We start from the raw sequence: 11579 nt of genomic DNA on the forward strand, positions 1-11579 counted from the left end.
CATATAAAATAAAATCCGAATCTAATAGTTACACAATCGCAAGGGTTAGGCTTGAGATAGTTTGTAACGTAATAGATTCGGATATTTATATTATTTAAGTTTTTCTATTTCTTTAGTTAGTGATTCTTCAGTAACGCCCCCAGCAATTCTAGTTTCAAATGTACCATCACTATTGATTAAAATGTGAGTAGGGAATGAACGAATTGCGTAGTTTATGATGAAGCGGTCGTTAACATCGAAAAGAACAGGATAAGTTGCACCAAGTTCTTTTGCTTTTTTAAGAATTACATCTTTACTTTTATCCTGAGGACTTTGGTTTTTAAATTCTGCATCATTAGGAGAAGTCATTGATAGAAAGACGATATCTTTATTATCTTTATATTTTTGATAAACTTTTTCTAATTCTGGGATTTCTCTCATACAAGGTCCACACCAGCTTGCCCACATGTTAATATAGACTTTTTTACCTTTAAAATCACTAAGTTTTACAGTTTTTCCATCTTTATCCATTGCTGTAAAATCAAAAGCTTGAGTAGCTTTAGTTTCACTAGATGAAGATGTAGAAGTTTGTTTATTTGTCTCTTCTTTCTTTTCAGAAGAGCTTGAGCATGCACTTAAAATAAGAGCACTACTAAGAAGAGTTGCGCTAAGTATTGTCAATTTTTTCATATTAATTTCCTCCAATTCAAATTACAAGTTTAAGAAAAGTATCTAGTTAAAGTGATAAATGATCCACTTAGAATTAGAATACCTATTAAAATAAGGATAATTCCTGAGATAACTTGTGTGTATTTTAGAATGTTTGTATGTTTTTTGAATAGTTCTAATAATTTTGAAGCGAAGAATGCTACAAGGATGAATGGTAAGATAAATCCTAAGCAATAAGCAAGAATTAGAAGAACACTCATTATTCCAGTGTGACTAGATGCATATAAGAAAACACTAGCTAAGATTGGTCCAATACATGGAGTCCAAGAAAAGCTAAAGGTGAATCCCATTAGAAAAGCAAGAATAGGAGTAGTTTTATTTCCTTTTCTCTTAACTTTATTTTTTATTGAAAATTCTTGTTTTAAAAATCCTATTTTGAAGACACCTAGTTGTAATAGTCCCATAAAAATAATTAAGACACCACTAATAATTTGTAAAGTTTTAATGTTTTCGTTTAAGAAAATACTGATAAAACTAGTTGCAAAAGCTAGGATGAAGAAAGTTGAACAAATACCAAGAACGAATGATAGTGTATTTGTAATAGTGTTACGTTTATTAAAGACTAGTTCTCCGTGTTCATTCATTTCTTTTTTTCCGGCAAGAATACCGATATAGATTGGCAATATAGGTATTACGCAAGGAGAAAGAAAAGATAAAAGTCCTTCTAAAAAGACAAGGCCCATCTTTAAGCCCGAACTAGCTGTATTAAAATCTGTCATATAACCTCCCTAAAAATAAAATTTAAAATTACAGATTTACTATATTATAAAAACGTTTCAAATGCAATTAAATTGCTTCATAAAAGAATTAATATTACGATAATAATATAATGTAACAGAGAGTTATCGTTATTGTTACAAAACTGTTACAAGTATTGAAAAAACGATACATTCAACATATAATGGTATTACGTCGAAGTTATAAAGCAATCGAAGTGATTCGAAAGAAAATCTAGACGTTAGAAATTAGACATAAACATTAGAAAATAGAAATTTAAATAGAACTTAGTAGAAAATGAGTCGCTTGACTCGAACTTAATTTTAAGGAGATTAGAATAGATGAGTAAATTACAAAAATTAGTAGCCGCTACGGCAATCGTATCAACAGTAGGTGTTGGTTTATCACAAATCGCTGATGCAGATACATATACAGTAAAAAAAGGTGATACTCTTTGGGATATCGCAATCAACAACGGAACAACTGTTGATCAACTTATGCAAGATAACAACTTAACAAGTTCATTAATTTTCCCTGGGGATAAATTAACTTACAACACAACAGTAGCTCAAGTAGCTCAAGCTAAAGAAGAAGGTTACTACACAGTAGTATTAGGAGATACTTTAGGAAAAATCTCTAATAGATTTGGTGTTTCAGTAGATCAACTTGTTAAATTAAACAACATTGACAATCCTAACTTAATTTATGTTGGAACAGTATTAAAAGTAAGTGAAAACGCAGCAGCTAAAGCTGAAGTAACAGTAGCTAAAGCTGAAAACACTGTGGCTAAAGCAACTGTAGTAGAAAACACTACAGAAAAAACAGTAGCTAAAGTAGACCCAGTTCAAACTGTACCTGCTAAACCAGCAGTAACAGCAGTAGCTACACCAAAAGCAGAAGTTAAAAAAGAAACTCCAGCAGCAGCGCCAAAAACAGAAGTTAAAAAAGAAACTCCAGCAGCAGCGCCAAAAGCAGAGGTTAAAAAAGAAACTCCAGCAGCGGCACCAAAAGCAGAAGTTAAAAAAGAAACTCCAGCAGCAGCGCCAAAAGCAGAAGTTAAGAAAGAAACTCCAGCAGCAGCGCCAAAAGCAGAAGTTAAGAAAGAAACAACAGTAGCAACAGCAGCACCAAGTGTAGCAGCAAAACCAGCAGCACCAGCAGCAGCGGCAACTACTCAAGCGGCTTCTTCAAACAAAGGAGCAGCAATTTACCAAGCAGCATTAGCTCAATTAGGTAGATATCAAGACTGTACAATGCTAGTAACAAACGCTCTTAAAGCAGTAGGAATTAACTTCCACGACTGGCCAATAGGATACATGAGTTTAGGGACTGTAGTTCCAGCATCACAAGCTCAACCTGGAGATTTAATCTATTATGCAAATGGTGGATTAGGAATGGCTCACATCGCAGTTTATGCTGGTAACGGTCAAGCAGTTCACGGTGGATGGTTAGGTAATCAAACGGTACTTAACTCTGCAAACGTAGCTGGTGGAGCAGTATACATCCGCGTTAAATAATTAGAAAATATAATGAAAAGTGATTGGAATTTTCCAGTCGCTTTTTTATTTTATACAGTCTGATTATTCAAATATATGCATTAAGAAATCGGACCGATGGATAGTATCAGTCCGATTAAATTATTCAAATCTGTAAGTAAGAAATAAATTTAAAAATAATTATTCAAAAGTTCCCCAGGTACTAGTTCTTTTAGATCCATCATGAGTTCCTGTAGCTAAGTAATGACGCTCTTTTGAGTAGGATATGTAGCTAATCCAAACAAAACCTTCTTTTATTACATAGCTATCATAGTATACTCGTTCTCCCTTATAATATGTATTAACAATTTTCCCTAGTTTACTTGGTTTAACCCTAACATTTATTGAAGGAACTTCTACGGTGAAATAACCATTTTCAGGGATTCTAGTCCATTCTTCACTAGAATCGTAGCTAGGTCTTATGAATCCAACTAGATAAGTATCATCACGGCTCATGATACGAGCGATACCTCCACGTTCTGGAGTACCATCAACATTTTGTTCTACAGAGGTAATAGTACTACCATTTACCTCAATGACTATTCCTACATGTCCATATTTATCCCAATCTCCCCAATGCCAGATTGCTATGTCTCCAGGAGCTATTTCTGCATCCCCTTTATAATATCTTTTCCAACTAGGAGGTATAGTGTTAGTTAGATAATCTATAGCGTTGCCGTATATTTGAAAGTTTGCAAAGTTTTTTACGTAGGCCATAGTAAGATCGACGCATTGTGCTCCGTACATGCCATCCATGTCAATCCATTTATATACATTATCTTTAGCCCAATTTACCATTGTTTGTTGACTTGTCATAATATTTACTCCCCTTGTTTGTGTTATTTGTTATTAATATCTAGATTTAATTTTGTTTCGATAATACGAGTAAGTTCATTTAAATTTTTTCCTATGTTTTGTAGAGTGTTGTCTAATTTTAATAAAAAGAATACCGCAACAAATATAGGAAAGCCTACAGTATTAATGAAATTTAATATATCCATAAAAAAAGGTGCGGAATTAACCGCACCTCCCTCCCTTCTATTATTGAAGTTCGCTTGCTTCACGTGTAACGTAAGTAGCTTTTTTAAAACCTGTTAGAGTATGTTTGTCGTTGTTAAATACTTTTGTATCAACAATTTTTTGAGCAACAGCCTCAACAGTAGCTTTACTTAAATTTTCTTTTGGATGTGATAAAGCGATGTGATAAGTTTTTTTATTTTCTGTATTGAAATAAATATTTAATTTTTTCTCCATAATGTGTTTTTCCTCCTAAATTATAGTGCTTCTTTTGTGTTGGTAGTAATAGTATCAATATTTTTATCGATAAGTTTTTTTAATTCTTCCCCAACCTCTTTTAAAATGTTGTCCTCAGTGTTTGGAGCAACCTCAAAGTTATAACTTTTAATAACTTGTTTTTGGTTTTTCTCTTCACCATAGTTTAAATGTAAAACTTTTTTTAATATACTCATTTTGAAATCTCCTTTGTTGTTTGTTATTTGTCTTTGGCCTCTGACATTATACTTACCGAAATAACTAGCTATAAATTGTCAAAAAATAATTTTATTTTCTAAATATTAGTTTTAGTTTAAGTTTTAAGTACAATTTAATTTGAATAGAGTATAATAAAAAAGTAGTGGAAATATACTAGAAATAGTATTATAATATATTAGTAACGAAGGAGGGGAATATAATGAAAGATAATAGATTGTTGAAAGTATTATGGGGTATAGTATTAGCTATATTCTTATGTAGTGCGCTGTTCATAGGGATAAGTTATTTCACTGGTGGAGATAGTTCGAGTAAGAAAAAGGATAATGATACTACAGATGTATCTTCATCGAAAACTAAAGATAAAGAGGATTCTAAATCTAAGTCAAAAGAGAAAAGTGATGAGGAGAAATACAGAGAAAATAAAGATTCTAATGATGGTAATAGTTCATCTTCTTCAAGTACTCCTAAATCAGAAAGCAACAAGTCAAGTGACAATAACGGATCTGTAAGTAATAGACCAACTAACAACAGCAATACTGCTTCAAATAGTAATAATACTACTAAGAAAGAAGAAGTAAACACTGATAATAAAGAGAATAATAGTAGTTCAACTTCTAGTAATACATCATCACAAGGAACATATGGTAGTTCAGCTGATGCTAAAAAATATGCTAATGATGAAATAGCTAGATTAGCAAAAGAAAATAAAAAACACTATAGTTATACTGTAGACAGAAATAACAAAGGTGAATTTGTTGTAAATATTAAAGAAGGTTAGAATTTAAAAGCACAGTCTTTAGGAATATATTAAAGACTGTGCTTTTATTATGCGTAAAAAAGAGAGAATAAATATCTGTTTATTTTAGCAAAATATTATAATAAGTGGTATAATATAGGGTAAGTATAAAAGAGGATATGGAAATTATGAAAAAAAATAAGATTATGATATATAGCATTTTATCATGTATTATTGCAATTATTATTTTTTTAACAATCAGTTATTTTGGTAAGGAGGAACCTGTTCAGAAAAAGGATTCATCACAAAGTGAAAATAAACAAGAACAGGTGGAACAGACAAAAGATAATAAATATAATGAAGGTAATAACCAATCTACAGAGGTGAAAAAAGAAGAAAACTCTAAATCGAAAGATGCTGAATCTAATAATAATGATAATAAAACCATAAAAAATAGAGAAAAAAATATAGTAAGAAACAGTGGTAATGAATCTCAAAGAAACACCAAGATCCAAGATTATAACGGGAAAAAACTTTCAGATTCAGAAGGTGTTGGAACTACGGGTAAAGTCTTTAAATCTCAAAAAGAAGCCTTAGATTTTGGGAAACAAGAGGTTAATAAACTAACAGAAGGAGATAAAAAACCTAGACAGTTTTCTATAAGTAAGGTTACTGCAAAAGATGGAAGTTTGGTAGGTTGGACTGTAGATATATTTGAAGATAATAGTGTTGAGAAAATAGTGTCTAGTCCAACAGAGGACACTGAGAAAAACAAAGATAAAGAATAGTGAAAAAGCGAGGGAATTACTTAGTATTTTAAAGTATTAAGTGAAAAACTCGCTATCTTTATATTTACACAAAGATAGTAAAAAGTGAGGTGAAAAAATGAAAATTGGAATAGTTGCAGAATTTAATCCATTGCATAGTGGACATAGATATTTAATAGAATGTGCAAGAAAAATAGCTGATGAAAATAATGGAGAAGTCATTTGTGTGATGAGTGAATTTTTCACTCAAAGGGGAGAAGTTGCGATAGTAGACGGATATACTCGTGCTAAGGAGGCTGTGAGAAGTGGTTGTGATATGGTTATTGCACTACCTTATCTAGGCAGTGTTGCATATGGTGACGACTTTGCAAAAAAGAGTATAGAGATATTGTCTGGTGCTGGGATAACTCATTTAATCTTTGGTACTGAAAATGAAGATGTAAGTATGTTTGAAGAAATTTACACAAAACAGCAAAATAAAAATAGAGAAGAATATAAAAAATTATTAAAAACTGGCCTTAATCATGCTAAAATCAATAGTGTATTATTTGGATTGGAAAATAATAATCCGAATTTTAGTTTAGCGTATAGTTATTATAAAGCTATTAGAGAAGCGGATTTAGATATTAAACTGATTCCTGTAAAAAGAGAAGGTCAAGGGTTAAATAGTGGTGATGTTTCTGAACAAGTGCATCTTAGTGCGACGGCTATAAGGAATAATATAAATGATGAAAAGATAGAAAAATATCTTTCAAAAGAAATGTTTGCTGATTTGAGAAAAGAAAATATGGCAGCTGAAGCAGAGTTATTTCCGTATTTAAAATACAAAATTTTAACCCTAGGTAAAGTGGGAATAGAGAAGATTTATGATGTTAGTGAAGGATTAGAAAATAGAATTTATGAAGCTTCGCTTAAGGTAGAGAATTATAGTGATTTAGTAAATTTAATAGCTACAAAAAGGTATAGCAATAAAAAAATTCAGAGGGCTTTACTTCATATTCTAACAAATACTACAAAAGAAGATTATAAAAAGTATTTTTCTACTAATAATTTTAGAGTGCTAGCTGTGAAAAAGAATAAAGCAGCGATTATTAGAGAAATTAATAGAGAGGGTAAAATTATTCTTCACCCACTTCTGAATAGTAAAAATAGTATGAATTTTGAACATGATATTAAAGTAGCTAGAATATATGAATTGCTGTTCAGTAAGAAAGATATTTTTAGAGAAAATATACAAATAATAGATTGATTTTTAAAGGGATGGCTTGACAAAATTAATTTTGTTAAGTCATCCCTTTTTTGTTATGGATAATTAAAGTTTAATCTATGTAAATTCCAAAAAATTAACATTAGTTTACATATAAACTTTAACTAAAATTAATGTGATTATATTATAATATTTTATATTGAATTAATAATGATTATTTTAGAAAAACTATAATTGAGAAATATTTTTTGAATTATATGATTTATATAAACAAGTATGTAAGAAGTAAAGAAAAGGTTGAATTTCCTAGAAAAAAGTTACAAAAATAAGAAATGAAGAAGTTATAGTAAATGTGGTTTTATGATTCTTTTAAGATGGTTTTTATAAAGAATATAAAGTAATAATGTTAAGGATAATTTTGTTTTTCTTACAACGGGAAATATATTTTATAATTTAATATATATTATACTATTTATGAGTGGTTATAGTTTGAAAAAATTTTTGGAAATTGATAAGATATTAGTTATAGAATAATTATTATAAAATAGGATAGTAGTGCGTACTGGGCTATGCTTTATTATTCTTTTAAATAAAGGGAAAAGTCAGTTAAGTCGAAGCAGAAAAAATTTTAAGGAGGGATGCATCGGTGATAGGAAAAAACAACCAATATTTAAAGAAAACAAAAGAAGGAACAAAAGTAGAAACTTACTCGATTAAAAAATTTAAAGTAGGTACTGCATCAGTAGTGATAGGTGCAAGTATCTTTTTTGGTGCTGGAGCAGTGGCACAAGCCGGTGAAGAAGTTTCAAAAAACACAACAGCAGATAATTCAAAAAATGAGGATGCGACATTAGGTGGCGCTGTCTCTGAAAAAGTAGTTGCTAAACCAGTTGTAAAAGAAGCTACAAAAGAGGAAGTAGCGGCAGGTGTAGCGGCAAAATTAGGAGTAAAGGAAACTGAAAAAGAAGCCGAGAAAGAGCCTGCAAAAGCATTAGATAAAATACAATTATCAAGCTTTATTAGTGAAATTGAAGGAAAGATTTCAAGTGGAGCGTATGCAAATAAGACAGAAGAGAGCGTAGCTAATTTAATAGTTGACTTAAATTCGGCAAAAGCAACTTTAGAAAGTGCAACAACACAAGACGAATTAACTAAAGCATATCAAAAATTAGTGGTTTCTGTTAACTCAAAATTGAGAAACAAACCAGTCGAGAAAAAAGAAACTCCAGCGGTTAAGTCTATAACTTCGAATGAAACTGTAGGGAAAAAAGTAGAAGATACAGAGAAAAAAGTAGAGACTAACTCAATTGAAAATACAGGTTCTAAAGACCCACGTACTGGAAAAGAGATAGCGAAGAATACTGCATTCCGTGCGGCTATTAATCAAGATCCAAAGGTAGATTTCACATTCTCGATTCCTTCAAAAAAAGAAATATATATATATAACGAAGAAAATTTTCGTTTAGAAATACCAGTGTATTCTGAAACAGGAAAGATTCGTTATGCAACGATAAAACAAGGGTCTAGAAATAAATTTGCTAATGTTCCTGATACTACTGATCAGCTAGATATACAGTTTGGATTTACTGCTACAGTAATAAACCGTGATGAAATAGCTGGAGTTACCTCAGACGCTAGCAAGGAGAATCCTGCGAAAATCGTCATTACAGGTCGTCCAAATGATGTACTAAAAAATATGCCACAGTATACAAAACAAGAAAACCAAACATTAAATGTTGGTACTCGTTATATACAAGTAGTAGATGATCAAGGTAGAGAAAATCTTAAAAAAGGTACGGATATAACGGATCCAGGGTATTTCTACTTAGTGTTAAAATCACAAGCAAAAAAATATGCATTAAGATCTCAACCTACAGATGAAAAGATTTCTGTAAGTAGTTTAACAAATCCAACAGCAGAAGATTTAAAGAAAATCAAAGATAGCATTCAATTAGAATATTCACAAAACAATGAAGATGCAAGGCTTGCTGATAAGCGTGGAACATTGGTAGAACATCCTGAGGATGTTATCCAATCGGTTAGTATAGTTGGGAATAATATCGTTGTTACATTTACAGACGGTTCTACGAAGACAAAACCAGTAGGAGAGATAGTTAGAAAAAATACTCCTCCGACTGTTAATCTGCCATATTCAAACGAAGCGAATAGAAATATTTATATATATTCTGGAGAAGAAACAGATCTAACATTCACTGCAACAGATGAATCTAAGATTAAAGACTTAAAACTTCGTGGTCCTGGTGATATAAACTACAATAATGCAACTAGTTTTGGTTTAGCGGTAGGGAATATCGTTGATAGTACAGTCACTAGTGGGGAAGGTTCTGTTTCTGAAAATAAGAAAACTGCTACGATTAAAATGACTGGAACTACTAGCTTAAGAGATGGTCAAAAATGGACAAGTATTATCGTTGCAAAAGACGACAACAACGGAGAAAGTGCACCTTTCAACGGAAGAATTAATGCAACTACTAATCCAGCTGAACGTCAAAAAATAGAGGGATATGTTGAATTTGTAGTAAAAAACCAAACAAAAAAATATGATATTAAAGCACCAGAAGGTAAGGTAAATGTAGTAGACCCTACGAATGTAACTGCAGAAGAATTTGAAAAAATTAAAGAAAAAGTAAAAATCGAATACTCTCAAACTAATGATGATGCAAATCTTACAAGTAAGAGAGGGCAGGCTGTAGAAAATCAGGCAACAAGAATTTCTACGATTACAAAAGATGCTAGTGGAAATCTTGTTGTGACATATAAAGATGGTTCAACTGACACAAAACCTTTATCAGAATATGTAAGTTTAAATAAACAACCTGCAATTGATGCAATTAATACAGCTGCAGACAATAAAATTGCGGAAATTAATTCAAATGCAAACGCAACTGCAGAAGAAAAAGTGGCTGCAATCGAAAAAGTTAATGCCGATAAGATGAAAGCTTTAACAGCAATTAACGATAACTCGGTAACGACAAAATCAGCATTAGACAATGCGAAAACCTCAGGAACAATAGCGATTGGCAATGATAATCCTGTAGCAATGAAGAAAGATACAGCAAAAGTAGCTATTGACACAGCTTTAAGAGAGAAAGAAGCGGCAATTGATGCGAATAATGATTTAACGACAGAAGAGAAGAATGCAGCAAAAGCAGATGCACAGGCAAAATCCACTGCAGCGAAAACAGCAATCGACAATGCAACAACAAACGCAGCTGTAGACTCAGCTAAAACGGCGGGAACAACGAGTGTAAGTTCAGTAACACCAACAGCGACGGCAAAACCAGCGGCTAAAAAGGCAATCGACGAAGCCCTTAAAGCGAAAGAAGCTCAACTTGATGCTCGTGCGGACTTAACAGCTGAAGAGAAAAAAGCAGCGAAAGCAGATGCACAAGCAAGAGCAACTGCAGCAAAAGCAGCAATCGACAATGCGACAACAAATGCAACTGTAGACAGTGCTAAAACATCAGGTGTTGTTGATGTGGAGAGTGTCAATCCACAAGCAAGTCAAAAGAAAAATGATGCAAAAAATGCAGTTGATGAAGCGTTAAAAGCAAAAGAAGCAGCAATCGATGCACGTGCAGACTTAACAGATGAAGAAAAAACTGCGGCGAAAGCTGATGCAAAAGACAAAGCCGATGCAGCGAAGCAAGCAATTGATAAAGCAACAACAAACGATGCAGTAACTCAAGCTAAAAATAACGGAGCAACATCAGTCGATTCAGTAAATCCAACAGCACAAGCTAAGCCAGCAGCGAAGAAAGCAATAGATGATGCATTAAAAGCTAAAAATGACGCGATAGACGCACGTACAGACTTAACAGACGAAGAAAAAACTGCAGCGAAAGCTGACGCGAAAGCCAAAGCTGATGCAGCGAAAACAGCAATCGATAATGTAACAACAAATGATGCAGTAACTCAAGCTAAAAATGATGGAGCTACATCAGTGGATTCGGTAAATCCAACAGCGCAAGCTAAGCCAGCAGCGAAGCAAGCAATAGAAGACGCACTTAAGGCTAAGAACGATACAATCGACGCAAACAACGACTTAACAGCGGAAGAGAAAGCAAAAGCTAAGGAAGATGCGAGAGCGAAAGCAGATGCAGCGAAAACAGCAATCGACAATGCGACAACAAACGAAGCGGTAGAACAAGCTAAAGCTGATGGAGCAACATCAGTAAACAATGTAAATCCAACAGCGCAAGCTAAACCAGCAGCGAAGCAAGCAATAGAATATGCGCTTAAAGCTAAAAACGACGCAATTGACGCCCGTACAGACTTAACAGATGAAGAGAAAACTGCAGCGAAAGCTGATGCGAAAGCAAAAGCAGATGCAGCAAAACAAGCGATAGATAACGTGACAACAAATGATGCAGTAACTCAAGCTAAAAATGACGGAG

Annotated in this window: 11 protein-coding genes; 5 read left to right on the top strand and 6 right to left on the bottom strand. The window is 32.7% G+C overall.

All coding sequences use genetic code 11. The features are described 5' to 3' along the window. Nucleotides 1–90: 90 nt before the first annotated feature. Nucleotides 91–669: a TlpA family protein disulfide reductase gene (locus PNO30_RS05205; RefSeq protein ID WP_271965466.1), complete on the bottom strand. Its 579-nt coding sequence runs from the start codon at nucleotides 667–669 to the stop codon at nucleotides 91–93. A 29-nt stretch (nucleotides 670–698) separates the two neighbouring features. Next, nucleotides 699–1427, bottom strand: coding sequence for a cytochrome c biogenesis CcdA family protein (locus PNO30_RS05210; RefSeq protein WP_271987405.1), 729 nt, complete (start codon nucleotides 1425–1427; stop codon nucleotides 699–701). Between the two features lie 339 nt (nucleotides 1428–1766). On the opposite strand from PNO30_RS05210, the gene PNO30_RS05215 reads away from it, so the two are divergent. Next, entirely contained in the window at nucleotides 1767–2942 is a 1176-nt protein-coding gene (locus PNO30_RS05215) for a LysM peptidoglycan-binding domain-containing protein (RefSeq protein WP_271987406.1), read from the top strand. A gap of 159 nt (nucleotides 2943–3101) precedes the next feature. Here PNO30_RS05215 and PNO30_RS05220 read toward each other — a convergent pair whose 3' ends face one another. Genes PNO30_RS05220 through PNO30_RS05230 form a run of 4 tightly spaced genes read right to left on the bottom strand, consistent with a single transcriptional unit; the run spans nucleotide 3102 to nucleotide 4429 of the window. Then, nucleotides 3102–3776: a CHAP domain-containing protein gene (locus PNO30_RS05220; protein WP_271987407.1), complete on the bottom strand. Its 675-nt coding sequence runs from the start codon at nucleotides 3774–3776 to the stop codon at nucleotides 3102–3104. Between the two features lie 23 nt (nucleotides 3777–3799). Then, complete coding sequence (locus tag PNO30_RS08985; RefSeq protein WP_102169899.1) at nucleotides 3800–3961, bottom strand: YvrJ family protein; 162 nt, start codon at nucleotides 3959–3961, stop codon at nucleotides 3800–3802. A gap of 40 nt (nucleotides 3962–4001) precedes the next feature. Continuing rightward, nucleotides 4002–4214, bottom strand: coding sequence for a DUF2922 domain-containing protein (locus tag PNO30_RS05225; protein ID WP_271965470.1), 213 nt, complete (start codon nucleotides 4212–4214; stop codon nucleotides 4002–4004). A 20-nt stretch (nucleotides 4215–4234) separates the two neighbouring features. Then, on the bottom strand, nucleotides 4235–4429 hold the full coding sequence (locus PNO30_RS05230) for a hypothetical protein (RefSeq protein WP_271965472.1): 195 nt from the start codon (nucleotides 4427–4429) through the stop codon (nucleotides 4235–4237). Between the two features lie 221 nt (nucleotides 4430–4650). Between PNO30_RS05230 and PNO30_RS05235 the strand changes: the two genes are divergently transcribed. From PNO30_RS05235 to PNO30_RS05250, 4 genes are all read left to right on the top strand, one after another. After that, the gene (locus PNO30_RS05235) at nucleotides 4651–5229 is read left to right on the top strand and encodes a hypothetical protein (RefSeq protein ID WP_271987409.1); all 579 of its coding nucleotides are present in this window, start codon (nucleotides 4651–4653) and stop codon (nucleotides 5227–5229) included. A 146-nt stretch (nucleotides 5230–5375) separates the two neighbouring features. Further along, a complete protein-coding gene (locus tag PNO30_RS05240) occupies nucleotides 5376–5975 on the top strand; it encodes a sarcalumenin (RefSeq protein ID WP_271965474.1) in 600 nt (199 codons plus the stop codon). Nucleotides 5976–6072: 97 nt separating this feature from the next. Further along, the gene (locus PNO30_RS05245; RefSeq protein ID WP_271987410.1) at nucleotides 6073–7203 is read left to right on the top strand and encodes a nucleotidyltransferase family protein; all 1131 of its coding nucleotides are present in this window, start codon (nucleotides 6073–6075) and stop codon (nucleotides 7201–7203) included. Between the two features lie 604 nt (nucleotides 7204–7807). Beyond that, nucleotides 7808–11579, top strand: a 3772-nt coding sequence (locus tag PNO30_RS05250) for a DUF1542 domain-containing protein (protein WP_271987411.1), incomplete at its 3' end; no start/stop codon positions are given.

Origin of the sequence: Gemella haemolysans (assembly GCF_028308085.1) — a bacterium.
Classification (GTDB): Bacteria; Bacillota; Bacilli; order Staphylococcales; family Gemellaceae; genus Gemella; species Gemella haemolysans_D.